The sequence below is a fragment of the Niastella vici genome (assembly GCF_002077945.1).
Lineage (GTDB): Bacteria > Bacteroidota > Bacteroidia > Chitinophagales > Chitinophagaceae > Niastella > Niastella vici.
The window spans coordinates 172,229-197,641 of sequence record NZ_LVYD01000048.1 but is presented as its reverse complement, the minus strand read 5'-3'; the positions used below and the strand labels follow the sequence as shown (position 1 = coordinate 197,641).

General features: G+C 41.7%; 21 protein-coding genes. 12 read left to right on the top strand and 9 right to left on the bottom strand.

The window, feature by feature from the left end:
* The first annotated feature begins 311 nt into the window (after nt 1-311).
* The 4 genes from A3860_RS18670 to A3860_RS18655 all read left to right on the top strand — a co-directional run bounded on the left by A3860_RS18670 (nt 312) and on the right by A3860_RS18655 (nt 4,181).
* Entirely contained in the window at nt 312-1,130 is an 819-nt protein-coding gene (locus A3860_RS18670; protein WP_081148333.1) for a hypothetical protein, read from the top strand.
* Nucleotides 1,127-1,606, top strand: coding sequence for a hypothetical protein (locus A3860_RS18665; RefSeq protein WP_081148331.1), 480 nt, complete (start codon nt 1,127-1,129; stop codon nt 1,604-1,606). The genes A3860_RS18670 and A3860_RS18665 overlap by 4 nt, the downstream gene beginning before the upstream one ends.
* 139 nt (nt 1,607-1,745) lie before the next feature.
* A complete protein-coding gene (locus A3860_RS18660) occupies nt 1,746-2,720 on the top strand; it encodes a CapA family protein (RefSeq protein ID WP_081148329.1) in 975 nt (324 codons plus the stop codon).
* Nucleotides 2,721-2,981: 261 nt separating this feature from the next.
* Complete coding sequence (locus A3860_RS18655) at nt 2,982-4,181, top strand: NAD(P)/FAD-dependent oxidoreductase (protein ID WP_081148327.1); 1,200 nt, start codon at nt 2,982-2,984, stop codon at nt 4,179-4,181.
* A gap of 40 nt (nt 4,182-4,221) precedes the next feature.
* On the opposite strand, the gene A3860_RS18650 is transcribed toward A3860_RS18655, so the two are convergent.
* From A3860_RS18650 to A3860_RS18640, 3 genes are all read right to left on the bottom strand, one after another.
* Entirely contained in the window at nt 4,222-4,590 is a 369-nt protein-coding gene (locus tag A3860_RS18650; RefSeq protein ID WP_143774172.1) for an RNA polymerase sigma factor, read from the bottom strand.
* Between the two features lie 304 nt (nt 4,591-4,894).
* Complete coding sequence (locus tag A3860_RS18645; protein WP_081148323.1) at nt 4,895-6,454, bottom strand: SusD/RagB family nutrient-binding outer membrane lipoprotein; 1,560 nt, start codon at nt 6,452-6,454, stop codon at nt 4,895-4,897.
* A gap of 11 nt (nt 6,455-6,465) precedes the next feature.
* Entirely contained in the window at nt 6,466-9,633 is a 3,168-nt protein-coding gene (locus tag A3860_RS18640) for a SusC/RagA family TonB-linked outer membrane protein (protein WP_143774171.1), read from the bottom strand.
* A gap of 312 nt (nt 9,634-9,945) precedes the next feature.
* Here A3860_RS18640 and A3860_RS18635 point away from each other — a divergent pair, with 312 nt between their 5' ends.
* Nucleotides 9,946-10,668, top strand: a complete 723-nt coding sequence (locus tag A3860_RS18635) for a 3-keto-disaccharide hydrolase (RefSeq protein WP_081148321.1) — start codon at nt 9,946-9,948, stop codon at nt 10,666-10,668.
* Between the two features lie 256 nt (nt 10,669-10,924).
* Here A3860_RS18635 and A3860_RS18630 read toward each other — a convergent pair whose 3' ends face one another.
* Entirely contained in the window at nt 10,925-12,166 is a 1,242-nt protein-coding gene (locus A3860_RS18630) for a ligand-binding sensor domain-containing protein (RefSeq protein WP_245843573.1), read from the bottom strand.
* 452 nt (nt 12,167-12,618) lie between these two features.
* Between A3860_RS18630 and A3860_RS18625 the strand changes: the two genes are divergently transcribed.
* Nucleotides 12,619-12,906 (top strand): hypothetical protein, encoded by a 288-nt coding sequence (locus tag A3860_RS18625; RefSeq protein WP_081148319.1) that lies wholly within the window; start codon nt 12,619-12,621, stop codon nt 12,904-12,906.
* Between the two features lie 154 nt (nt 12,907-13,060).
* Here the strand turns inward: A3860_RS18625 and A3860_RS18620 are convergent, their stop codons facing one another.
* Both A3860_RS18620 and A3860_RS18615 read right to left on the bottom strand, forming a co-directional pair.
* The gene (locus tag A3860_RS18620) at nt 13,061-13,378 is read right to left on the bottom strand and encodes a hypothetical protein (protein WP_081148317.1); all 318 of its coding nucleotides are present in this window, start codon (nt 13,376-13,378) and stop codon (nt 13,061-13,063) included.
* A 2-nt stretch (nt 13,379-13,380) separates the two neighbouring features.
* Complete coding sequence (locus A3860_RS18615) at nt 13,381-14,043, bottom strand: DUF4395 domain-containing protein (protein ID WP_081148316.1); 663 nt, start codon at nt 14,041-14,043, stop codon at nt 13,381-13,383.
* Nucleotides 14,044-14,454: 411 nt separating this feature from the next.
* Here A3860_RS18615 and A3860_RS18610 point away from each other — a divergent pair, with 411 nt between their 5' ends.
* Nucleotides 14,455-14,904 carry a YybH family protein gene (locus A3860_RS18610; protein ID WP_216823467.1) on the top strand — a complete coding sequence of 150 codons (450 nt, stop codon included), beginning with the start codon at nt 14,455-14,457 and terminating at the stop codon, nt 14,902-14,904.
* 38 nt (nt 14,905-14,942) lie between these two features.
* On the opposite strand, the gene A3860_RS18605 is transcribed toward A3860_RS18610, so the two are convergent.
* A complete protein-coding gene (locus A3860_RS18605; protein WP_081148314.1) occupies nt 14,943-15,761 on the bottom strand; it encodes a helix-turn-helix domain-containing protein in 819 nt (272 codons plus the stop codon).
* 248 nt (nt 15,762-16,009) lie between these two features.
* Nucleotides 16,010-16,618, bottom strand: a complete 609-nt coding sequence (locus tag A3860_RS18600; RefSeq protein ID WP_081148313.1) for a class I SAM-dependent methyltransferase — start codon at nt 16,616-16,618, stop codon at nt 16,010-16,012.
* Between the two features lie 224 nt (nt 16,619-16,842).
* Here A3860_RS18600 and A3860_RS18595 point away from each other — a divergent pair, with 224 nt between their 5' ends.
* Nucleotides 16,843-17,268: a DUF1761 domain-containing protein gene (locus tag A3860_RS18595; RefSeq protein ID WP_158085304.1), complete on the top strand. Its 426-nt coding sequence runs from the start codon at nt 16,843-16,845 to the stop codon at nt 17,266-17,268.
* Between the two features lie 126 nt (nt 17,269-17,394).
* Here A3860_RS18595 and A3860_RS42120 read toward each other — a convergent pair whose 3' ends face one another.
* Entirely contained in the window at nt 17,395-17,736 is a 342-nt protein-coding gene (locus tag A3860_RS42120; RefSeq protein WP_081148375.1) for a cupredoxin domain-containing protein, read from the bottom strand.
* Nucleotides 17,737-18,034: 298 nt separating this feature from the next.
* On the opposite strand from A3860_RS42120, the gene A3860_RS18585 reads away from it, so the two are divergent.
* The 4 genes from A3860_RS18585 to A3860_RS18570 all read left to right on the top strand — a co-directional run bounded on the left by A3860_RS18585 (nt 18,035) and on the right by A3860_RS18570 (nt 25,243).
* Complete coding sequence (locus A3860_RS18585; RefSeq protein ID WP_245843571.1) at nt 18,035-18,688, top strand: Crp/Fnr family transcriptional regulator; 654 nt, start codon at nt 18,035-18,037, stop codon at nt 18,686-18,688.
* 143 nt (nt 18,689-18,831) lie between these two features.
* Entirely contained in the window at nt 18,832-19,308 is a 477-nt protein-coding gene (locus A3860_RS18580) for a DUF2214 family protein (protein ID WP_081148310.1), read from the top strand.
* A 382-nt stretch (nt 19,309-19,690) separates the two neighbouring features.
* A complete protein-coding gene (locus A3860_RS18575) occupies nt 19,691-22,120 on the top strand; it encodes a T9SS type B sorting domain-containing protein (RefSeq protein ID WP_081148309.1) in 2,430 nt (809 codons plus the stop codon).
* A 654-nt stretch (nt 22,121-22,774) separates the two neighbouring features.
* Entirely contained in the window at nt 22,775-25,243 is a 2,469-nt protein-coding gene (locus tag A3860_RS18570) for a T9SS type B sorting domain-containing protein (protein ID WP_081148307.1), read from the top strand.
* The last annotated feature ends 170 nt before the right edge of the window (nt 25,244-25,413 follow it).

Below are 25,413 nucleotides of genomic sequence, written 5' to 3'. Positions count from 1 at the left end.
TTTGGCTAAAAGCAACTTAGTTAGCAATGATTTTCACCAGAATCTTGTCTTTTTTCATCTCTTTGGCTGATCGAGGTCATTTATCAGCTTTGGAATAATACTAACCTTTGAGAGATATTTATTTCTATGAAATCCGGGAGTTCAAAGTTAAATGCTGCCTGGCATATAGCCCATCCAATGCCAAAGAATCCAAGCTTTGAGCAAAGAGTAAAATGGCATCTAGAACACCAGAAACATTGCGGATGCAGAAAAATTTCAGGGAAGTTGGCAGAAGAAATAAAAAAAAGGAATAAAATCCTAATGCTGTAAAAATGGATAATAATAGCGGCAAGATTATATTATCACTATCAATTCCACTGTCAATACTGATAACACTGGTAAGCTGCATCAGTCTCTTAACTCCTGATTTCTATGTAAAAGAAACATTCAACTGGCGGATTCAGTCTGTTGGTCAGGATATGATTGACCTTTTTATAGTCGTTCCCGCATTGATCATAACCGCGATGCTTGCATACAGGAAAAAGTATATTGCGGATTTGCTATGGGCCGGAGTAATGCTATATATACTTTATACTTTCCTTATTTATAGCTTTGGTGTTCATTTCAACCGGTTATTTCTGATTTATTGTTTAACGCTTGGCCTTTCCTTTTATTCATTGGCCTGGTTTATTTATTCTCAGATCAAAAGTCCGGTTAAATTCGGGATAAACAAAAATGCCGTGGTTAAAGTAACCGGGATCTTTTTCCTTGTTCTCTCATTTGTATTCTATTTTCTCTGGCTTTCTGAAATTATTCCTGCCGTAATTAATAATAGAGTCCCAAAAGGAGTAACAGAAACCGGGCTGGTAACCAATCCTGTTCAAGTCATTGACCTTTCTGTGTTTCTCCCCGGCATTTTTATAACAGGCTTCTGGATTTTGAAAAGAAGACCGGCTGGGTTTTCCTTTGCAATAATCATACTGACCTTTTTTGTACTGATGAATGTCACAATTGGCTGGCTCGCTTTGATGATGAAGCGGAAAGAACTTGAATCAAGCTTATCTGTCACAATAGTAATGGCGGTGCTTAGCCTGATAAGTTTTGTATTTCTTGTATGGAATATTAAGCACATTAAAATTAGGACGCCATGAAAGGTTTCGGAAATCAAACCTATTTGTTCCTGTACATTATTTCCAATGTTATCGCATTGTTGATGCTGTGGGCTGCGTGGAAACAACCGAGGATCGCAAGGTTATTATTCTTCCTTGTGTTTACCTGGGCAAGCTGGACAAACTGGAAAACAGCTCTGCAAAATCCACAATTTTACATAGAGTATGCTGATCTCAGTTTTCTCGACATATACAAGCAATTCATTCGGGGTTGGTTTAGCACGCATGTTACTGAAGTGGTTGGTTTCATTGCCACTTGCCAGGCTTTGATTGCTGTGTCTATGTTGCTCAAGGGGTGGTTGTTGAAATTGGGAGCTATCGGAGCAATTATTTTCCTGATGTGTATTGCACCGCTTGGTGTGGGGTCGGCATTTCCCTTTTCAATCACTGCTTCATTGGCATTATACTTTATTCTTAAAAATGGAACAAAAGATTATTTGTGGGTTAGCCTAAAATAGAAACATCAGTACAATTAATTGTCAGAGCGGGTATCATAAAACAAATTCTTTATTGACAAGAATAATATAATATATAATATAGGTTTTTGGTAAAGCTCTCCTTGTCAGGCGCCGGATTATAACGTAACTATTTCAGTGTATGAAATTATTACTTACAGGCGATGTAATGCTCGGGAGATTGGTAAATGAAAATCTGAAGAGCCATCCTCCTGATTACCCCTGGGGCGATACGCTTCCCGTATTCAAAGAAGCGGATGTACGGATCTGCAACCTGGAATGTGTGATCTCCAGCAAAGGTTCGCCGGCTTTGAAAGTTTTTACATTCCGTTCTGATCCCGGCAATATCGCTGTGCTTGGGGCGGCCGGCATAAATGCCGTGTCGTTGGCCAATAATCACACGCTTGACTATGGCCGGGAAGCCCTTGCTGATACATTCGTTTTACTGGAGAAGGCGGGGATCCGATATGCGGGGGCAGGACCCAACCTGCTGGCGGCGCAACATCCTGCCATCCTTGAAATGGGTTTGGTGAAGGTTGGTTTGTTATCCGGTACAGACGCAAATGAGCCGGGCTGGGGCGCAGGATCAGATCGTTCCGGAATATGGTATGTGCCTGTTGAAAAAAGGGATCCCAGGGCGCGTGATCTTATCGAAAGCATAAAAGAAGCAAAGACAACAGTGAATTTACTCATCGTTGCCCTGCACTGGGGTTCTAACTGGGGAGACGAGCCGGAACCAGGCCATCGTGAATTTGCGCATATGCTTATCGATGCCGGCGCCGATATCATCTTCGGGCACTCATGTCATGTTTTCCGCGGTATTGAAATATACAGGAAGAGGCCCATCATTTATAGTGCCGGGGACTTCATTGACGACTATGCAGTTGATGCGATCGAACGAAATGACGAGTCGTTCATATTCATGATCGAAATATTCGGTCAAAGTATTCAAAAAATTTTACTGTACCCGACGATTATCGAGAACTTCCAGGCGCGTTTGGCCGGTTTGTCACGCGCCATCAACATTGCTGCCCGGATGGAATCACTGTGCAGGGAACTCGGAACTCAGGCCCGCTGGAACGAGGCATCAGGAACACTTGATATTAAAATAGGTTGACCTGTAAGGTGACCAGGAGTGACTAAAACAGTCAGGCCGCGAATTTCGCCTTACAGGTCAAATGCCATACGAAGCAACGATGAATAATAACAGAACTTATATCTGTATAACAAATGACAATGGTCATTTATTTCGGTTATTGATGATTATTATCATTACAAAATAGATACAATAATTTATTGCAAGTAACATTTGTTACTAACCATGGTCTTCAAATTTTAGACATTTGCTTTGAAAAGCTAACTTTAAAATTATCAACCAATGAAAGTAATAGTAATAGGTGGAAATTTTGCAGGCTTTACTGCAGCCATCGAAATAAAACGTAAATTAAAAGATACAGTCGATGTTACATTAATCGATAGAAATGAAAATTTTCTGTTTATTCCATCTCTGATATGGGTTCCCACCAAAAGAAGAGAAATAAAGGATATCAGCATCCCCCGAAAGCAGGTGCTTGAAAAACGGGGTGTTACATTTGTTCAAACAATTGCCGAAAAAATAGATCCCAACAAACGGTTAGTATATACGCGTGATGGCCAGTTTGAATACGATGAACTGGTGATAGCAACTGGTCCGAAGGTAAATTATGATATTGCACCTGGTATAAAGGAGCATGCGTGTTATATCGGCACACCCGATGGAGCAATGAAAACACGCGAAAAACTGGAAGCATTCAAAAAGGATCCCGGCCCTATTGTTATTGGCGCCACACAACAGGCAGGATGCATGGGTGCAGCGTATGAATTTCTATTCAACATCGAAAAATGGCTGCGCGAACAAAATATCCGTAAAATGGTAGATTTGTATTGGGTAACGCCCGAAACCTATCTTGGCCATTTTGGTATCGACGGAATGCCTTGGGGAGAAAGGATGTTAAAAGCCTTCATGAAAATGTTTCACATTCATTACAGGGTAGGTGTAGGTATTTCAGAAGTAAAAAAGGACGAAGTCGTATTAAGCAGCGGAGAACGTATTCGCTCAAAATTCATGATGCTGATGCCTCCTTTTATTGGTGTTGACTTAATCAGAAATTCGCCCGAACTGGAAGCCGCACCTAATGGATTTATTGATGTATTGCCTTCATACCGTCATAAGAAATACAGCAACATCTGGGTAGCAGGTTTATCAGTTAATGTACCAGCTCCTTTTAAGCAGGGCAGTATTCCGTTTGCAGTGCCCAAAACCGGTTTCCCAAGTGATGAAACAGGAAAAATTGTTGCAGAAAATATTGTAAGGATAGCTAAGGGTAATACAACTTTAAAAGAAAAGCCGTGGGGTAAAATTCCGGGACTTTGCATTATGGATGCCGGCAAAAAAGAAGTATTGATATTTTCAAATCACTTATTTAAACCAAGATCTTTTGCTATTATGCTGCCGAATGTCTTTTATGATTTTGGCAAAGTGATGCTGGAAAAATATTTTATCTGGAAGATGAAGAATGGATATGCGCATTTGCCATAGTAGTTTAATACTCTTAAGATTGATTGGCTGGAGCAAATCATCAATCTAAGTTATTTCCAAAATGGTGGGTGACGAATCCCACAGCCTCGGTAAAATTACTGGTGGTCATCTCCACCACCTCTCCATGCACATCATCCAATGGCATAACGGTCATCCTGTATTTCGCCTGCCGCTTCATGTGATCAATATGCAGATTTACCGCCATTCGGTATAGCCAAGTTTTTACGTGTCCTTGCTCCGGTCGAAAACTATTGCGATAATGCAGGGCACGGATGAACAACTGCTGTGTCAGATCTTCGCTTTGCGAAGCATCGAAACTGAGTTTAAAGAAATAATTATACATACGAACCTGATAACGATCAAACAATACAGCCATAGCTTCCAACCGGCCATTCTGTACTTCTTTCATGTATATTTCATCGGTAAGATCCAACCGCAGTTTGTTTTTATATATTACTCAGAATTACAAAAAGGTTACAACAATAAAGTAATTTTATTTATTTAGTGGGCTAATTGGGCTATCACCATAGCATCAAGTTTCGTGGGTGCGAAGCACCAGCCTTACAGAGTGAACTGTCTGGTTATTTACCGGAGGGACTTCCCGTAACCGGACTCCACGAAATTGAAGCCTCTGATTTTTCAGGGGCTTTTTTGTTGGTGGCAGCAGACATCAACCCGGCTTTCTTTTGGCATCAATAAACCAGCCCATTTTATCACGGTTTATCCCAGAACACACGTTGTGTTAGTCCATCGCCGCCCATGCTCGTAACCGCTGTATTGTAGTTATCAGCGTTTTTACTTAGCTCCTCATTAGGATAAGCCATACGTCTTACAAAACCGCCGTTTAAGTTATTGTTATACTTATTGGGTTGCAATACCGGAAATCCGCTTCTTCTCCAATTAGCAAAACCTTCGGCGCCGTTTGTAAAACACTCGATCCAGTATTGTGTATTGATAAGCTCAAGTGCCTTCGCATCGCTGTAAGCAATGGCAGGTTGAAGCAGGTAGTTGTTTTTTTCCGCGTCTGAAATGGCTGGGCTAAATGTGCCGGGAAATAAGTTCCACTCATCCAAAGCAGCTCTAACGCCGGCTTCATAGTATTGTTTTGTTGTTGAGCCCCCTGTGATCCACCCTCTGAATTTAGCTTCTGCCAACAATAGTTGGGTTTGCGAGTTGGTAATAAAAAAAGCAGGGGTAACCGTATTGGCAACTACATCGTAATTAAGCTGCGTGTAGTTTTGCCCTTGGCCCTTTGTACCTCTGTATCCCGGATAATTTAAAACAGTTACCTGGTCGTATCCCACGGGAAATCCATATTGGTTAGCTGTTGTAGTATCACGTGCAGAGGTAATTGAATTTGGCTCGGCATAGCTGGCTCCGACATACTTCAACCGGGGATCACCAGTGCTTTTTAACTGATTAACAAAAGGTTCAGCTAAATAATAAAAACGGGGAGTGACGTTCCGCTGAGTATTGGAAAAATTGTTTGGAACTGCAGTATTATACAACTTAACAACAACATTATCGTTGTTTGATAGAATTACACCACCTGCAAATGCTTCCTGTACAATGCTTGCAGCTTTGACGGCGTCAATTTTTGAGTAACGCATACCTAAACGCAGCAATAAAGAGTAACCGATTTTTTTCCATTGGGCTATCTGTGCGGTTATTAAAGCGGGAGTAGAGCTGGTTGCACCACCAAAAAATAAGTCACTGGTTACATATTCATTTGAAGCAGACAAATCAGCAGTAGCCGTTTTAAGCTCATTGTAAAGGTCCGCATAGATATCGGTCATTTTATCATACTTTGGATAGTTTATCTGTCCAAGGTATCCTTTTCCTGCGTCGCTGTAAGGTACATCGCCATATGTGTCAACAAGGGTCATAAAAGCAAACGCTTTCCATATCTGTACCATGTTGTACAGGTTTCGAGAAGCCGGGTCATCTTTAACAAGGCTGATGATTTGTGCCAAAGATTTGATAACATCTGTGTAAACACTCCAACGCGGCGTGTTATATCCATCCACGTCCTCATTAAAATTAAACCCTGCCGTAGCACCTGAGTTATAAGCATTCATATATTGTTGTACTATGGTTTGTTCACCATCCCAATTGCCCACATTCATACCCCGCTCTGCTCCTGTAAATAACAACCCTGCATCAATTTTTGTAATGGCATAAGGGTCCTGGTTTTTTTCTTCAAACCCCTTTGTGCAGCTCACGAAGCAAAGTGCTACAGCGAGCGGGATTATAAGACCACTGTTTTTTTTCATACTGGATGATTTTAGAATTTTACATTTAAGTTAAGCCCAAAAGTTCGGGTAGTTGGCTCAGTATGTTGCTCGTATCCCAGGCGGCTGTCGCTTGATGATGCGAACGCCTCCGGATCAACATCAGGTATGTGTTTCATAAGTACTGCTGCATTCCGGCAACTGGCAGATAGCGTTAGCCCTTTAACAAACTTTGTGTTTTTAATCATTAAACGGGTTAAGTCATAGGAAAGCGTGATATTTCTTAACTTGATAAAGTCGCTGCTGAAAACAAATGGATCTGCTATTTGCTTGGTACGATAATCAGAATAAAATGTTCTTGGTTCAACTGATATTGTATTCTTAGATCCATTAGGCAGCACACCATCGAAAACAACGCCCTCGCGACCTACTAAAGATGCCTGGCTCATACCTGACCTTAAACCGTTCAATGCTGTTGACGAAAACACCTTGCCGCCAAATTTCCCATCAACATGGATCAATAAGCTCAGGTTCTTATATTGGAAAGTGTTTGTAATACCACCCGTTAGCTTTGCGTTGGCACTGCCAAAATTTACCTCCGTGGCTGAAGCCTGGAGTTTTCCCTGGGCATCTAACATTATCTCTCCCTTTGCATTTCGGAGATACGTTTTTGCTATCAACTGGTTCATCTCTTTGCCCACATCGTATGCTAAAGAACCCAGGAACTCGTTTCCGGTACCATTAAAATATACTACCACCTGGCGGGTTTGCCCCGGAGCCAATGCCAATACTTTTGAGGTATTATAGGCTGAGTTTGCCGATATATTCCAGCTAAAGTTGGATGTTTTAACAGGTGTTCCGTCAATCATAACCTCTAAACCAGTGTTTTTCAGCTTTGCGACGTTGGCTTTTATACTACTATAACCCGTAGAGGATGATAATGGAACCTCCAATATCTGGCCATTGGTCCTCTTGTCGTAAACGGCGATATCAAAATTTAAACGGTTATTTAAGGTTCTTAACTCAAGGCCTATTTCCTTTTCACTAACGCGGTAAGGTTCTATTTTGGGATTTGGAATAATTGTGTTATCAACGGTTGCAACTGGATAGGTACCGAACAGTTGTTGTGCCATCGTGTACTTCAACTGGGTGCTAAAGGGATCAACACCGTTTGCATTACCCACATCGGCATAACTCATTCTTAATTTACCAAAATTCAACCATTTGTTATTGGGCAGCAATTCGGAAAAAATAAAACTGGCGCTTACTGATGGATAGTTGAAAGAGTTGTTTGGGTCAGCTACTACTTCACCTGGCGGCGTAAGCACAGAAAAGTAGTCAACTCGATCGGTAAGATTCAGGTACAGGAAGTTTTTATAGCCAATATCTGCAAAAGCATATAAAGAGTTTACCTGCCATCTGTAAATCCTGTAATCCTGGGTTTTGGTGATACCATTTGCAATGCTATAAACGTCTTTCACTACAAAGTCTGTTACTCCCTGGCTGGTATTGTTATTGTTAACTGTATACATATTACCGCCAAAGCTTCCGTCGATTGTAAAATTGCCAATTTTATGGGTGGTCCCTAACAGGAAATCCATATTCATTTGTTTGTTGAAACTCGTGTTAATATTGTAATTCCCCCTCCAGCCAGTGTTGCCATCATTACGCAGTGGGGCCCCTACGCCATGTGGTGTGTTATATTCATTATTATTGTACCCGAAATCTGCATTTACACGCCCCTGTAAGTACAACCACTTAAAGAAATCATACCTGACGGAAACAGTACCTAACAAACGATCTCTTTTGGTATAATCGAACTTTCGCCCGATAAGATAATACGGGTTCGTTAAAAGGCCATCAAAGGGGTTGGTTGAAAATAAGCTGCCATCAGGGCCTACAACACTCGTTTTCAACGTTTCAATCGAAAGAGTTAATGGCATACGGTGAAGGAAACTGGAGAACCCGATACCTTGAGAACCAACCAGCGGGGGATTTTTATTTTCCTCGTGGGTATAGTTAATATTCGCCTGAAGCGTCAGCTTTTTTGTAACCTGGCTGTTGAGTCCTAAATTAAAAACCTTTTTATGATAACTATTGTCAGGGGAAATACCATTAGCATCCAGGTTGGAAAAAGAAATGCGGTAGCTTGTTGAGGCGCCACCGCCGGAAAGTGCTACCGTATTCATGAACGAAGTTCCGGTTCTGTAAAATTCCTTAAAGCGGTTTTTATCAGCAGAATAAGGCCTTAAAACACCATCATACTGTACTGTAGGAACGCCGTCGTGTTTTGCGCCCCATGCCAGGTTTCCGTTTGATTTCGCCTCAGTTTGTGTGGCAGGACGCTTACCCCCAACGCCGGTACCATATTCGGTTTGATAATTGGTAAAATCCAATATTTCATCAGCGGCAAAGTTGGAGGTAAATTCCACGCCAAATTTCGAATTTTTAGCGCCGCTTTTGGTGGTGATAATAATGGCACCATTGGAAGCTCTGGAACCGTAAAGCGCCGCAGCTGTTGCACCTTTCAGCACGGTCATTGACTCAATATCATCCTGGTTGATTTGTGCCAGGTTGTCGCCCTGGTCTGTGGCAGGCGAACCACCCTCGGCACTACGTGTACCCTGATCCATCGGCAGGCCGTTAATTACAATTAACGGCGAGTTGGTTTGACCATTAAAACCCGACTGCCCACGCAAACGGATCCGGTTACTCGCGCCTGCACCCGCCGTTGGCGGAGCAATATCCAAACCGGCTATTTTACCCTCCAAAGACTTCATCACGTTGGTAGTACGGTTCTGGGTGATTTCATCAACTTTTACAGTGGCAGCTGCGTAACCCAGTTTTCGAGATTCCTTCCTGATACCTAAAGCGGTAACTATCACTTCATTCAAGTTTCCGGCAGTGGTGCTTAAAACGACATTAACGACCTTGCGGCCGGAAACAGAAACTTCCAGTGTTTTATACCCTATGGAAGTAAATTGTAAAACTCCGGTGGAAGGAACCGCAATACTGAATTGCCCCGAAGCAGTAGTAGTGGTTCCGGTAGTTGAACCTTTTACTATTACTGAAATTCCGGAAAGTCCTTTTCCATCCCGATCTGTAACTTTTCCGGTTACGATTTGACAATAAGCTTTAATAGAAAAACAAAGAGGAAAGACCAATAGCATGAGCTGTTTGCCCATAGCCGGCAAGGATGCCGGGATAATATTTTTTCTCATGGTAGCAAGTCGTTTGGTTATAAATAATTTCCTTCAGGAGGAACTTGAACGCTTATAACATCTGCAAAAGGTAGGATAACTTAAAATAAAAAGAGTCCAAGAATGAACGCCGTTGAATTTTATACAATTTCATACGGACTCCAAACGGCTTCGACGAACCGCCAAATGGTTTTAGCGGAGGGTATAATGTGGAGTGCTTATTTTGAAGGGATCATCATATATGGATACACGAAGTAAATAGATTGTCAATATCCTGTAGCTTCACATTTCAATCGTTCCCGTTTGATATCAATCCTTATCTTTAATAAAAAAATGGCTTGCCACAAAAAAGATACTTTTCAATTAAAAGTGCATGGCAGGAGCCATGTCTTTCTTCTTAACACATTTTTTCTTCTGCTGGTATTCCATCCCTTTTCTGCTGCTGCACAACCGGATACCACCTTAAAGAATACTTTACCGGCTGCCGGAAAAATGAAGAACGACAAACCATCTGGCAAAGGATGGGAAGACCTCCTCATCTCCGGGAACAACTGGGAATTTGAACCCGCTTTCTGGCAATTGAAAGATCATTTACTTATAGGTACAATAGGAAAAGAAAAAGAGCATCATTACAGCTATACAAAAAAGCCATATAAAGACTATGAACTAAATGTACTGATCAAAATGGTGGGAGACGATGATGCAAATTCCGGTGTCTGTGTCAGGATCAATCCTACTAACTGGGACAATGCACCCGGCTACCAGGTAGATATGGGCAAAGGCTACTGGGGTTCTTTATGGGAAGAACGCAGGGGCAACATGGTACAGAAGTTCCCGGATACCCTTGTTTCAAAAATTGTAAAGAAGAATGACTGGAACCATTACTATATCATTGCAAAAGGTCATCATATACAAGCATGGCTGAATGGTGTAAAAACCATTGATATTGTTCACGATGCCGGTTTCTCTGAAGGCCGCATAGGCTTTCAATTATGCCACATGCACAATCCGACAGCCGTAGAAGTTAAATCACTTTATATAAGGGAAATAGAATAGCTGCTACTAGGAGAACGCGCATATAAGTGTGGATACGGGATTACCATAGATTTGAACAGAAAAAATGAGAAGGAGTGTAAAACGAAAAAATGTAGGAATAAAAAAAGCCTGAAGACCGCGAAGACCTTCAGGCTCGATGAAGTAAATTATGTATATTGATTAAAAGACCACCGAGTAAAAAATGTTGACCCCTAGTCGTTGCCGAAAATGTACCGCCTGAAGCACAATTCCATCTTAAAATTGTCGGCAATACAGCTTATTTCTGACCCTCTTTACTTTTAAAGTCCGTGATGGTCTTTCCATCATAACGATACACTCCATCAGATGCGCCAAACCAAATATTTCCTTTATCGTCCTCTAAAATCCCGGAGATCATTGGTTTATTTGTTATTTCGGTTACAGTTGGCTTTTCATTGGTCAATGACTTTTCATCATAGCGGGAAAGTACCCACCCGCCATTATTAGCTCTTTGTGAATTAGTCCAAATATTTCCTTTTCTATCTTCGTAGATATATCCAACAAAATTTTGAGTAAAATTGGTAAATGTACTGCCGTCATAGCGCCAAAGGCCATCAAAAGCCCCCAGCCAGATATTGCCTTTTTTATCTTTGATTATCGAACGGACATTTGCAAAAGATTTACCATCCTTATTGGTTATAGTGGTAAATGTCTTTCCATCATAAACGGAGGCATAGCCCCTTGTGCCAAACCAAAGTTTTCCTGTTTTGTCTTCAATGATAGAATTAACAGCATTATGCATCCAACTATCTTCTGGAATCGGATGTTGGTAAACTGAAATATGGAAAGAATCAGTAGAAGTGACAGAAGGGGCTTCTTTCATTTTAAGACTTCGAAAGGATTTCCCATCGTAACGGCTTGCTCCGTTTTCAGTGCCGAACCAAATATTACCGGTTTTATCTTCATAAATATTCCCAACCCGATCATTAGCAAGCCCATCCCTGGTTGTGAAGTTTTGAAAGGATTTCCCATCATAACGGCTTACTCCGTTTTCAGTGCCGAACCAAATATTACCGGTTTTATCTTCATAAATATTCCCAACCCGATCATTAGCAAGCCCATCCCTGGTTGTGAAATTTTGAAAGCCTGCCTGTCCGGTAGGCAGGGATTCCCTCTGCCCGACTCCGTCATTCAGGCGGGCATTGTAATAGTAAACACCTGAATCTCTGGTACCGAACCAAAGATTTCCTTTTCGATCTTCCAGAACATTCCAGAAGCGGGCTGAACTCACTTTACTGGTAATATTGGTAAAAGACTTTCCATCGTAACGGATAATACCTTCGTTTGAAACAAGCCAAATGTTCCCCTTTCGATCTCGCTTGATGGTGCGAACAAAGCTGTTGGGTCCATGGGAAGTGGATACGTCTTTGGTTTCAACGGTATCCTGAGCGCCATTTTTTTGTTGGGCCTGTACGGGAAAATAGATTACTCCTGCGAGCATGATAATCAGGCTGTACAAAACATTTCTTTTATTTTTCATATCCTATTAAAGTTTGATACAGCGAAACTACTTTGATCCTTTCAGCTTGAAGGGTCAGGATTGTAAATTCAAATGTAAACTTTGTAAATTATTGTAAAAGTACCCTGGACCTTAGAAACTCGTTGCTTAAGATCATCACTGACTGCAAAAAAGGTTGCTGCTCCGTGAGATGGACGATGAACGGATTGCGACGCAACGAAGCTGTCCAAGGAACCGGAAGCAGGTACCAAAACAATTTAAGCCGCTAACCTAATTTCATAAGGAGATCCACGTTTCACTACTGTGAAAATCCTTTCAATTAGTTTTGCCCTAATGATAGGATTTTTTCACTATGAAAGCAAGGATAAGAAATTTACAGAAAAGGTGTCGGCAACGCTTTATATATTTGTACGAATGGCATGATGAAAAAGAATGGCGATATAAATTTGGAATTATAATAATACCAGCAAGTAATGAAAATGAACCCAGATAATATCGCGGAAAGGATTATAAGCCTTTGGGATACTGGATTGAAAGATGAAGAAAAAGTAATGGAGATCATTCAATCCGAATTTCATATTTCTGAAGATGATGTAGAATGGATATTTGAGCGTATAAAAATTGGGCTTTTTCGGGCGCAATTCAAAATTGCTGGTGAAAAATATCCCAAAAATAATTTAGATGACGATCCTTATGTAAGGTCCGCATTGAAAATTGGTTTACGAAATTTAGGATATAAACCCTGGTGGAAATTTTGGTAAGTAGCATCAATATTTTCCAACAATAGCCTTTAAAGGCGATTTGATCGTCAAATATTTAAGTCTATTCACCTAACGATAAAGTGAGGGTATTATATGCATAAAATTTGAGTGAGCCTTTTTTATGCCTTACACTGTCTACATATTATACTCTTCACTAAGCGATCAGCACGTCTTCATTGTTCGCATTAACATGGGCTTTTATAATGCTTTTTGCGGTTTCATAAGCTTGCGACATCAGGGAACCTGTAATGGTCGTCTCTGTATGTGTATTGGCCGCAAAAGGTAGTATCTCATCCTGTATATATTTCTCAATGGGTTGATAGGCCCTGCCGCTCGCCGTCCAGTCGGCATAGATGATCCGTTTTTTTCCAAATGGAGATTCGAAAGTTTGTTGATCGCCGGTAATGTTTTTCCGGTAGCCGGAGAAGTACTCCTCCAGGACGTTTTTTGGGTGTAAGGATAATAAGGTCATATTCATTTGGATTTGGCAGTAGCAGAAATTCCAAACAAATCATAGGGTTCCTTGCTGAAACGGTCATTGAATAACCGTACTGTAAAGAACAGGAATATGATAAAGGAAGCCAATACGAGTAACTGTGTTACCGAAGTTTTTTGAATGTTTTGCCGCGACTTTATATCGCACACTTCACCGGGACAAAGCTGCGCTTTCTTTTTATGGAAGATCGGGTAGAATTTACAACCCAGGCAAATGCCGAATGACGATTCAAAGTACAGGAATACCAGGCAGATCAGGCAGATGATACCTGTTATGAGGCTGTATGCATTTACGATCACAAAGAAAACGAACATGATAGCCGACAAAAACACTCCGGTGATCCAGGCGAACTTTTTTTGCTGCGCGCCCACATATTCGGGTACCTGATTCCGTACAATTAACCGTCCGATGATCAGCGTAGGAGAGAATTTGGGATTGATGCATACCCGTATGAGAAAATCGAGAAGAGATAAGGTTACGACATATTTTATCAGAATAAAATTGTTTTTAAAAATGATAAGCATTAACGAAGTATAGGTTGCCAGAAATAATATTCCCACGGCGGCTCTGATTTCTCTTTCATTAAGAACTGGAGTATCGTATCCCTTTACAGTTTCGCCAAATTGAATCAATTTGCCCATGTTTTGCTTTTTTAAAGGTTAAATAGGTGGTTTTCCGGATGTCGCCGATACAATGATCAACAATTAAATCAAATGCAATGAGGGGCTGTCAGCAAACAGCGTATTATGGTAAACAGACAGCAGATCCAGGTCAACCAGGTACGCAGCATAGGAAAAAGGGAAAGATTTACCGATCTTTAGTCCACCGAATTAATGCATGAGCAAATTATTTGATATACGGCGGTTTAAGCTTTACGGGTGGATAGGACTCGTATTCTTTCTGTTAAACCTGATTGGCTCCACGAAAAAAGTCACAGCAATATGGCTCTTTTTATACCCATACGCTGGTTTGATCCCCATCTCCTCCCATTTTGTGCGGAATCTTACAATTTTCGGTCCTCCAGGGGAAGTTATTTTGTCAAAAATAAGTGTATGAAAATGATCATTCTTTCAGTATCGCTCCTGGCAACCTGCATTTGCCAGGCTCAGTCAAAAAAAGACCAGCAATTGGAGGAGGCCAGAAAAGCTATCATCGCCAGTAATGCCATTTATTCCGATCTGGCAAATAAAGGCGATGGATCCATCTTAACCAGGTACACAGATGATGCCTGCCTCCTGCCTCCTAATTCCGCCCCCGTTTGCGGCCGGGACAATATTCTGAATTTCTTCAAAAACGGCCCGAAAGTGCATAGCAATTTTATAATCCAGCATATTTACGGCGAAGGGAACGACTTCGTCACAGAAGAAAGCAACTATGAATTATTTGACCTTAACCATAATAAATTAGATGAGGGAAAGGTGATGGTGATCTGGAAAAAGACTGCCGCCGGTTGGAAAATGCATCGGGATATGTTTAGCAGCAATCGTGCGCCCCAACAGTAAAAATCATGATAGGCATCTCCAGGGATGCTTATCATTCCTCAAAAGCCTATATTGACCACCTGCTGGAATTCCTCTCCATTGGTCAGGAGCGAAGCCCTTGCTTCAAAAGGCGTGATCCCTGTGAATTTCGTGAATTCTTTTATAAAATGAGATTGGTCGTAGTACCCACAGTCATAGGCAATCGATGTTAACTTGCGGCCAGATGAAAGGACCAGGTCAAGGCTTTTATTAAATCTATATACTGAAAAGAAGGCACGCGGTGATATGCCCACCAGGTCTACAAACAATTTTTCCAAATACCTTTCTGAAAGCCCGTAACCAGATGATACTGTTTTACTGTCGTATTTTTCTCCCGTCAAACAAATATGTTTGCAGATCTGCCCGATAATTGTAGACTTCCTATGTTGCTTTTCATTCTTAATGAGTTTCCCAATTAGGAACCTGTCCAGCAGCGCAACCTTTTGTTCAATAGAACCAGCCTCCATCAAACTGTAATAAACATCATTGATCTCATTCGAAAATATTCCGTAAGCATTTGTGGCATAATTGGTGAACTCCCACATGGAATCAGTAAAGAAGAGTGAGCTGGCATATGGATAGATCCTGGCAATCAATACAGATGTGCCCTTTGTAACCGAAAGCCTGGAAGGCAATGTAAGATGTCCGAGCAACTCAACGCCCGGCAGCTTCCTGCTACGGCCATCGATGAGCGTAAAGGCACTACCCGCTGAAACATTTATGACCAGATCAACATAGCCGCTGGGATAAAACACTTCATCTGTCAAATCCCTGTCAATCGAGATCAAAGTATAGCTCTTCACATAAGGTTTTAAAATATCAGATGGGGAAAACTGCATTCCGACTTCATTTTCCCGAATGTACAAAATCCGGTATGGCCATCATTACCGCTCCTCCACATCAGAGGAAATTACAAAGTAATGAGAATCATTTTGTTGGCGGTGCGATTGTGCGAGACACCGTATTAAGCCAACGCCTGTATGTTAACTGCTATAGGAGCATCCCTTAACCTGGAAGAAGAACCCTGGCCGGTTGATCCGGTGCTGACTGAACCCGTAAATACCTGCTTCGACCATTTTGATCAATCTCAGCGCTTCTGAACACACCAGGTAGTCATGCACCTCATATTTTGCACGTTAGTGGTTTTGATGGGTTCATATAATACACCAAACTCGTTGGTATATTTTAACAACACCTGTTCATTAACTAAAAAGCGTTCTGAGCCATCGGGCAGTAAATAGCGGTCATTGCCTAATGGTTTTACGAGGTGCTCTATCCCAATATCCGATGCTAACCGGGCAAAAAAGTACCCCGCTGGTTTTAAAACCCGGAACATACTCCGCAGCATGGTATCAAAATGCTGAACATCCTTTGCAAAGTGCAATACCGCGCTGCAAATGATCAAGTCAAAGGCGGCATCGTCATATGGCAAATTTTCAGCTTCGCAAACCATGAAATTTTCCAGGGGATTATCAGGGGCCAATGCAGCTGATAACTCCCTGACTGTTTCAATAGCGTGTGGTTGTGGATCAACACCAAAGACCTGGTAACCGTTATGTAAAAAGTAAACCAGGTTTCGTCCATTGCCGCAGCCCACATCCAACAATTTTTTACAGTTATCATAACGACCCTTCAGCAGTTGGTCAAACAGATAGATGTCGATATTGCCGTAGGCTTGTTGAAGTTTGTTTTGCATGTGTCGTATAGAACACAATTTACTTCAAATTAATTTGAAAAGATCAAAATTGCAGTATTCCGGGTTATATACCGGTCACCTTCGCTTTTTAGAATATCAGGGTGCTCATGCTAATTTTTTTCCTTCTTCTGTCCAGTTTGCCTTCCTTCAGTTGTTATAGGTATGTAACAACATTCAATAGCCTTTTAACTGCTTTTATTTTAATCATCCGAAACCAAATAACCATGAACACAAAATCGCATTCAATAAATTACCGGGCCGTTATTGTAACCGGCATTATCGCTTTTATTCTTAGCTTGATTTGGTATAGCCCTTTTGTCTTCGGAAAGATCTGGATGGAATACCGTCATGCTCCTGTTCAGTCTGCACCATCATGGACAATGATCTTTGCCCCACTGCGCGAACTCATCGCTTCTTATGTGGTGGCATTACTTATAACCCGTTTAGCAATTGCTGACTGGAAAAAATCGGTAAAATTAATTTTTTTATTATGGCTGGCTTTTCATGCCGTTGGTATGGCAGGCGCAATCATCTGGGATAATATGCCCTGGAAACTGGGGTTGGTGCATACTGGAGACTGGTTGATGAAAATGTTATTTATGGCAATTGTTTTAAGTTTATGGCACAATCAAAAACTTTCAACTACTTAACTTAAATATGAGCGCCTGGGTGTTGTGGGCAAACCTCAGCCCGATAATCTGCCGGCAGACTCCACAGAGTGAAGGTTCACAACAATGTGAGCCTTCATTCTGTGGTGTGTTGAGCATTCCAGGGATCTAATTAACGATAACAGTAGCTTTCATCATAGAATGGTATATACAGTGGTAGGGAAAAGTACCCTGTACGCTGAATGTTTTCGTATAGGAATGCCCTGCTGTAATGTCGCCGCTGTTGAAACTGTTGTCATCTGCTGTAACAGTATGCGTTACATTGTCATTGTTGGTCCAGGTAACAGTAGTGCCTGCTTTAACAGTAAGGCTGGCTACTGAAAAACTCATATTTTGCATAGTTACCGTGGGAGTGTTAGAGCTTGTATTATTAGAATTATTATTAGTAGACGATCCATACGAACTCCCTTTACTGCAACGTATTGCAAGGGTTATTACCAATGCCCCCATGATAAGCAATGGTATTAAATATTGCTTTTTCATATACAATCTTTATAACCTACTACGAATAATGAAACCTCCCGGTTGCTCAAACAGGAATAGGATATGTTAAATTAATCTGGCGGGGGAATGCCAATAGTGTTGGGGCAGCCGCACCGGTTTAGCAATTACTCAAATACCATTCTGTTAATTGTCACTGATTATCTCGGTCTATACAATAATCAAAGGCTCCCGGCGAGCTGTTTTTTGCCATTATATCTTGCATTACAGCAGTGGTATTTCTTTTCGCCCTGTAATAGAAACAAGAATGGAAAAGGCTGTAAGTCAGCCTTCAATGAGGCATTTCGGTGTGGCTGAAAAGTTAGAGAAACGTGTATATTTGAATATGGATATGCTACTCAAAGCCATTCGACATTACATTCCGCTTTCTTCTGATGATGAAGCTATCATCAGGTCTTTGTTTCGCGTAGAAAAAATGCAAAAGGGTCAACACCTGCTTCAGGCAGGAAATGTATGCAAAAACATCTTTTTTATTGAACAGGGGTTGGTTCGTTATTATGCTATTACTGATGGCGAGGAAAAAACGAGCTATTTTAATAAGGAAGGTGAATTCGTTTGTGACTATGCCAGCTTCCTGCCTCAAAAGCCATCCAAAATTAATATTCAGGCATTGGAAACATGTACTGTTTATTTCATCAGCCATAATAATATGCAGCTATTTTATGAGCGGGTGAAATATGGTGAAAGGTTTGGGCGGCTAGGCCTTGAAGATGTATATGTAAATTTAATCAACCAGGTAAACTCACTGTACAACGATCCTCCTGAACTTCGCTATCAAAATTTCCTTACGAGATTCCCTGATACCGGACAGCGCATACCACAATATTATATCGCCTCTTACATAGGAATAAAGCCGCAATCACTAAGTCGCATCAGAAAAAGAATGTCTGGAAAGAATTAATTAACCTGGGTGAACGACCAGCCGTTTTTCATTTCTGAACTTTGTGCTACAAACAGGTAATTCATAAAAAACAAAATGGAACAACCTGCCGGGAACTTCGTTTTGTCGGGAATTATTTTAGATAAACATACAAAAATAACCTAATGTATACACAAATGTTGCGACAGTTACTGCTCATTATGCATCTTTCCGGTTTGATACTGATGGTCGGAACCACGGTTGCCTCTTTCGTCACTTTTCGTGCTTTCATAAACAGGTTTAACATAAAAAGTGAAAGCTCAACAGGTCTTTTACAACTCTTGTCGAATCTGGCCCCAGTAAAAGGAATAGGCGGTATTTTGCTGATCCTTTCCGGTATTGGACTTACCTTTATAACCGGTTGGGTATTCTTGCAAATGCTATGGCTTCAGCTAAAACTGTCCCTTATTCTGCTGCTGCCGCTTAATGAAATTCTGATAGGGAACAAGCAACTAAAAAAGTTAAAGACCGCTTTTTTTGAAAATAATCCCGATAGCGCTACCGTGATAAAAATGACAGTACCTAAAATCGCTATTTTTTACACGATTCAACTATTGCTGTTTTTGGGAATCATTGCACTGGCAGTTTTAAAATTTAATTAACCTGCTTATTACATGTTTCCGTTAAGCCTTCCCATAAAATTCGGGAGGGCTTATTATCTCCCTCGACAATTCACAGATTTTAAAATGCCACTTCGAACTATACCCTCTAACGAGTCTTCCCGGAACTCAAAAAAATCAGTGCTTCGCTACTGTCAGCCCCCCAACCATATTTCAAGGGCCGGCGAATGATCTTCGACAATAAAACAAAAAATGTCCAGGGAAGGTTTCCACATTAAGTGCGCCTACCCGTTTCGTCGAGTATTTTGCCGTTGTCGTCGATAAATGATCCGTGAGCTGTAGAAAAATAAGTATCCTGCCAACCAGGGCAATCAATTGAACGTATTACAGGATACAAAAAAATTGTGCTCCTATAAAAACAAGGATGAAATACTTTTTGTGCATAGCTGTCATAATAATAGCGGTCCCTGGCTTCTCGCAAACACATACTTGCCCAACGAATATTAACTTTAATACAGGTGATCTGTCTAATTGGGCTGCCGCAACCGGTCTCGTAAAAGGAGCCAAAATAAATTATCCTGCTCCTAATACGGGTGTTTCCTCTATTAATGAATATGCTATTTCGAAAACAGGGATAAGAGTGATCACCTCCGCCGGTACAGATCCATATGGTGGTTTTACAACAATTCCTGCGATCAACGGTTATTCGTATAATTATTCTATACAACTGGGGTCAACAGCGAACTCGCACGATTATAATTCGCAACAAAGCAACCCGGGTGGCTTTACCAGTTCCGTTACCTATACTATTAACGTGCCTGCGGGGTCTACTACTGATGCTTATACCATGACCTATGCTTACGCCATGGTGTTGGAGAACGGCACACACAATTCAAATGAACAACCTCTTTTTAAAGCAACCTTAAGTACGGGCGATAGTGTGATTACCTGTGCTTCGCCTTCCTACTACTTGCCTACTTTGAATAATGGCACCAATACGGGCGGTGGTTCTACTCAAGGCGCTACACTGGATACTGCTAAGGCAATTGCAAATGGATTTACCAATAGTGCTGTTCCGTTTTTATCTTATTCGGGAACCAACAACGTAAATGGCACCTGGTTGTATGATGTATGGACAAAAGGATGGACTGAAGTTACTTTTGATCTGGCGCCTTACCGTGGTAAGCAGGTTACGCTCACCTTTGAAGCTGATAATTGTGCTGCCGGTGCACATTTTGCTTATGCGTATATTGCCCTGCGTAATACCTGTGCGGGGTTGGAGATAAGTGGTGAAACGGCTGCCTGCATCAATAGCACCGTAACGTATTCAGTACCGGCACTGGCGGGTGCTACCTACAATTGGGAAGTTCCTGCCGGCTGGACCATCGTATCCGGCGCCAATACCAATATTATTACAGCAACAATAGGAGCTACAGATGGTAATGTAATTAACCATGAAGTAAATGGTTGCGCTGATCTAAGAGATACCATTGCTGTAACTACCACGCCGGCTACCGTGCCCGGTCAGGTAAAAGGGGATACTGCTATCTGCTCCGGCATCAACAGGGCAACGCTTACGCTATCCGGCGAAACAGGAAATGTGCTGAAATGGCTTTCCTCAACCGATGGCGTTAACTGGCAGGAGATAGCTATTACTGCCGATAATTATACTGCACAGGATCTTACTACCACCACACACTACCTGGCAGTGGTACAAAACGGAAGATCCTGTAGTATTGATACCAGTAGCGCGGCAACAGTTATTGTAGATGCCAAAGCTGATGCCGGTGAACTGGAACCCGGTAATACAAATGTATGCGCCGGACAAGCCATCAGTCCTACGCTTACCTTAACTAATTATACAGGCGCCGTGGTGAACTGGCAGCTATCGTACGACAGTGTGAGCTGGGCCGATTTTTCACCTGTATATCAGGATACCAGCTACAATACAGGAAATGTTACACAAACAATATTTTATCGAACAATTGTGAAAAGTGGCGTGTGTCCGCTTGATACGAGTAACGTGGCTGTTACGCACTTCTTTAATGCCAATATGCCTGCGGCCACTATCGATCCTGACTCTGCCATTATTTGCTATGGCAAGCCAGCTATATTGAATACAACTATTACCGCGGGTACCAGTTATACCTGGAGCAATACGGCCATTTTAACAGGTACGGGCGACGGCGTGATCCCTTCGTTACCATATACTATGCGCACCACCGCTACACCACTTGTTACAACAGATGTTGTACTAAGCGTGTACAATACCGGCTGTCCCAATGAATTCAGGGATACCTTCCATATAGAAGTGACATTACCTATTATTGTAGATGCCGGTAATGATACCTCTGTAGTGATCAACCAACCATTGCAGTTAACCACTACTGTTAATAATAGGGATGCCAATTTATTCAAGTGGACACCAGCCACTGGATTGAACCATGATAATATTTACAATCCTGTTGCTACCTACATTGCCAACACACTGGAATATATTACTTATATAGTGAGTGCTACTACCGCCGCCGGTTGTGCTGGCTATGATACCGTTACTGTGCGGGTATTTAAAACCGGGGCCAATATCTTTGTGCCTTCCGCATTTACACCTAATGGCGATGGGCATAATGATGTGATCCGTCCCGTATTGGTGGGCATAGGGCAACTGAACTTCTTCAGGATTTATAATCGCTGGGGTCAGTTGGTATTCAGTACCAACCAGGTAGGCAAGGGCTGGGATGGTAACGTTGGTGGCAACAGGCAATCAACCGAAAACTTTGTGTACATGGTGCAGGGTGTCGATTACAACGGTAAAGTGGTTAATCAAAAGGGAAATATTATACTGATAAGGTAAAAAGGCATAATGCCTGCTAACCTGTAAAACCTCAGTAAAAATCCTGTATACATTGGGCATACGTAGTCCTAGTCCCAATAGGTATGGTATGATGGTTAATATTGATCTGTGTACGGTCAAATTTAGAGATCTTATTGCGCGAAACTGATGGATTAGTGTTAGTTGATACAAATGCTTACACGGTATATAATAAAAATGTGATAAACCGGCTGAAAAATGTGATAAATTCAGCGCGCTTCATTGGAGCCCTTTTTATTTAACTAATACCCATAACATTAATGACATAAAAAAGCCCCGCTTTTAGCAGGGCTCTTTTCTAACGTCTATCTTCTATCATTTTAATTGTTTTCTCTATCGCCTCCTGTTTTTCTTTCACAAACCTTGTTTGCGGGTAAAGCGGGGAGATTTTACCTACTTACCGTAAAAACTAATGAACGGGTTAGTTTTTCTTATTTACAGTCAATAACAAGATGATTTGATTACGCAGTTTTTGCCAAAAACTACACACCTATTGGTCAAATCAGCACACCCATTCAAATAATTTGACAATGCCCACCGGTTCTTTTAATTTGCCATGATTTTTATTGATGTTATCAATTCCGTGCTTTTCTACATCATATTAAGAAATAATTATCCCTAAATCTGTTATCCCCAATGCCCTCCTGTAAGAAAGTCCTGGTTTTTATCCTGTGCTGTTGCCTCTTGTACATAAATAAAGGAATAGGTCAAACAGCTGGCAATAACCCTGCCAGAGCAGCCAGCAATATTACAGTAAACGTTACTTCAACGGGAGCTTTGTGTGGTAACAATAATGGCAGCATGATTGCGCACGCAAGTAATGGAACGGCGCCGTATAGCTATGACCTTAATAACTCAGGTCCTCATCCTATAGGTTATTTTACTGGTCTTGCGTCAGGCTATTATACCCTTACTGTTAAAGATGCAACAGGCGCTATTCAAACTGTATCGATATATATATCCGGTACCTATTCGGCACCATCTGTGCAGGTATCAGGTTTTACAATACCAACAACCTGTGCAACGAGGGATGGCATTGTAACGTTGGCCGCAAGTGGGGGAGCGCCTCCTTACACTTACAGCATGAATGGTGTAAATTACCAGGCGGGTAATGTATTCCCTAATTTGTTGCCGGGCGAATATGTTTTTTTTGTGAAAGATGCAAACGGCTGTACAGGCTCATATAAATATGCGTTAGGAGGCGGCGGTCCCTGTTTTTTTGGTTTGGGATATTCTTCGGCCTCTGCCTCTGCCTGCCAAAATGATGGACGCATAATTGCAGCTGCTTCAGGAGGAGCACTTCCATACACCTACTCTTTGGATGGTATTAATTATACAGGTAATGGTACATTTAATAATCTTGGGCCCGGCATTTATCCGGTATATATTAAAGATGCTGCAGGCAATTTACGGATATTTGTATTTACAATCCTGTCGTCCTGCTCACCGGCTGTCACTACTACCAATGAAACCTGTAGTGGAAACGATGGCACTGTTACGGTAACTGCCCAGGGCGGCACACCGCCATATACCTATACGATAGATGGGATCAACTTTCAGGTCAGCAACACGTTTACAGGCCTGCCAAGCGGGTCGTATTATTTAACGGTGAAAGACGGTGCCGGGCAATCCAAATCAATAAGTGCACAGGTTAACAGGAATTGTGTGGCTGTATCGGCCATAGGAACGAGTGCAAACTGTGGGTTAGCCAATGGCACTATTACCGCCACAGGCAGTAACGGAACATTACCATATCTGTACTCGGTTAATGGGATCAATTTTCAACCAGGCAACACCTTTACACAACTGGCAGCAGGAACTTATACGGTTACAATAAAAGACGCAACAGGCGCTACCAATACCACCACTATTATAATAGGCTTTAACAGCGGGCCCCAATTATCAGTAAGCGCTTCTGCGGCCAGTTGCAACAACAACGATGGTATGGTAACTATAAACGGCACTGGTGGCACCTTGCCGTTGCAATATAGTATTGATGGTACGGTGTTTGGTAATAATTATATGTTTAACAATCTGCCGTCAGGCACCTATACTGCCAGTGTAAAAGATGCTAATGGTTGTATAATATCTTCAGCCATCATGGTACCACTTACTAATAATCTTGTTGTTGATGCAGGTGCAGCTATAACCATCTGCGAAGGAACCAGCAGTGCTTTATCGGCCACTTCAAATACCAACAGCTTTGTGTGGACGCCTTCCGCAGGGTTGAACAATGCTTCGCTTCCCAATCCTGTAGCATCTCCTGCCACTACTACAAAGTATTATGTTACCGCCACTCTTGGCCCATGTACTCAAAAAGATTCGGTTATAGTATTCGTAAATCCTGCTCCTAAAGCTATAGCTGATATCGTGCCACCGATATGTTATGGCCAAAGTACTGCTTTACAGGGAAGCGGAGGTATTACCTGCTATTGGACACCGGCCACTTATCTGGATAATCCTCATTCTTATACCCCTGCAGTTAACAAACCTCTTGAAAACATTACTTATCAGCTTACTGTTACTGATGCAAACGGCTGCTCCTCTGTTCAGCCTGCAACCGTTACCGTAAACGTAACGCCACCTGCCAAAGTGTTTGCAGGAAACGATACAGTTATCATGGCCAATCGCTCATTTCAGTTAAATGCGGTAGATGTGAATAACAGCGGATTTACAAACTATAGCTGGTCCCCGGCTTTGGGTTTAAGCAATCCATTAGTAAAAGACCCGGTTCTATCAATTGATCAGCCTGCCAGCTATACCATAACAGCCACTACTCCGGCCGGTTGCACAGATATGGACAATATCAACATAAAAGTGTATCCCGGGCCTGAAATATATGTACCCAATGCATTTACGCCAAATGGCGATGGCCGTAATGATGTATTGAAAGCAATACCAGTTGGAATAAAGGAATTCCGTTACTTCGCGGTGTATAATAGATGGGGACAACAGGTATTTTTTTCTACCCGGTCTAATGTGGGATGGAATGGGATGGTGAATGCAGCTTCGCAAACTACAAATACCTTCGTTTGGAAAGCAGCAGGCATTGACTATATGGGTAACCTGGTTGAAAGAAAAGGTGTCGTTGAGCTAATTCATTAGCCGGTCGGTTCCATGAATGAAAGGAATTGATAAAGTCGCTAACGAAGAATTTATTCATTAAGCATCTCATTAATCAATATATGTTTGAAGCCGGGCATTGAAAACAGAAATGTTAACAAATAAAGTTATCAAGCCAATATGGCAATTTCTATCAGCAACCTATATTTGTT

Excerpts from the sequence above, each read along its gene's own strand:
- A3860_RS18670 (WP_081148333.1), top strand. The coding sequence starts at position 312 with ATGGATAATAATAGCGGCAAGATTATATTATCACTATCAATTCCACTG.
- A3860_RS18665 (WP_081148331.1), top strand. The coding sequence starts at position 1,127 with ATGAAAGGTTTCGGAAATCAAACCTATTTGTTCCTGTACATTATTTCC.
- A3860_RS18660 (WP_081148329.1), top strand. The coding sequence starts at position 1,746 with ATGAAATTATTACTTACAGGCGATGTAATGCTCGGGAGATTGGTAAAT.
- A3860_RS18655 (WP_081148327.1), top strand. The coding sequence starts at position 2,982 with ATGAAAGTAATAGTAATAGGTGGAAATTTTGCAGGCTTTACTGCAGCC.
- A3860_RS18650 (WP_143774172.1), bottom strand. The coding sequence starts at position 4,590 with ATGAAAGAAGTACAGAATGGCCGGTTGGAAGCTATGGCTGTATTGTTT.
- A3860_RS18645 (WP_081148323.1), bottom strand. The coding sequence starts at position 6,454 with ATGAAAAAAAACAGTGGTCTTATAATCCCGCTCGCTGTAGCACTTTGC.
- A3860_RS18640 (WP_143774171.1), bottom strand. The coding sequence starts at position 9,633 with ATGAGAAAAAATATTATCCCGGCATCCTTGCCGGCTATGGGCAAACAG.
- A3860_RS18635 (WP_081148321.1), top strand. The coding sequence starts at position 9,946 with ATGGCTTGCCACAAAAAAGATACTTTTCAATTAAAAGTGCATGGCAGG.
- A3860_RS18630 (WP_245843573.1), bottom strand. The coding sequence starts at position 12,166 with ATGAAAAATAAAAGAAATGTTTTGTACAGCCTGATTATCATGCTCGCA.
- A3860_RS18625 (WP_081148319.1), top strand. The coding sequence starts at position 12,619 with ATGAAAATGAACCCAGATAATATCGCGGAAAGGATTATAAGCCTTTGG.
- A3860_RS18620 (WP_081148317.1), bottom strand. The coding sequence starts at position 13,378 with ATGACCTTATTATCCTTACACCCAAAAAACGTCCTGGAGGAGTACTTC.
- A3860_RS18615 (WP_081148316.1), bottom strand. The coding sequence starts at position 14,043 with ATGGGCAAATTGATTCAATTTGGCGAAACTGTAAAGGGATACGATACT.
- A3860_RS18610 (WP_216823467.1), top strand. The coding sequence starts at position 14,455 with ATGAAAATGATCATTCTTTCAGTATCGCTCCTGGCAACCTGCATTTGC.
- A3860_RS18605 (WP_081148314.1), bottom strand. The coding sequence starts at position 15,761 with ATGCAGTTTTCCCCATCTGATATTTTAAAACCTTATGTGAAGAGCTAT.
- A3860_RS18600 (WP_081148313.1), bottom strand. The coding sequence starts at position 16,618 with ATGCAAAACAAACTTCAACAAGCCTACGGCAATATCGACATCTATCTG.
- A3860_RS18595 (WP_158085304.1), top strand. The coding sequence starts at position 16,843 with ATGAACACAAAATCGCATTCAATAAATTACCGGGCCGTTATTGTAACC.
- A3860_RS42120 (WP_081148375.1), bottom strand. The coding sequence starts at position 17,736 with ATGGGGGCATTGGTAATAACCCTTGCAATACGTTGCAGTAAAGGGAGT.
- A3860_RS18585 (WP_245843571.1), top strand. The coding sequence starts at position 18,035 with ATGGAAAAGGCTGTAAGTCAGCCTTCAATGAGGCATTTCGGTGTGGCT.
- A3860_RS18580 (WP_081148310.1), top strand. The coding sequence starts at position 18,832 with ATGTATACACAAATGTTGCGACAGTTACTGCTCATTATGCATCTTTCC.
- A3860_RS18575 (WP_081148309.1), top strand. The coding sequence starts at position 19,691 with ATGAAATACTTTTTGTGCATAGCTGTCATAATAATAGCGGTCCCTGGC.
- A3860_RS18570 (WP_081148307.1), top strand. The coding sequence starts at position 22,775 with ATGCCCTCCTGTAAGAAAGTCCTGGTTTTTATCCTGTGCTGTTGCCTC.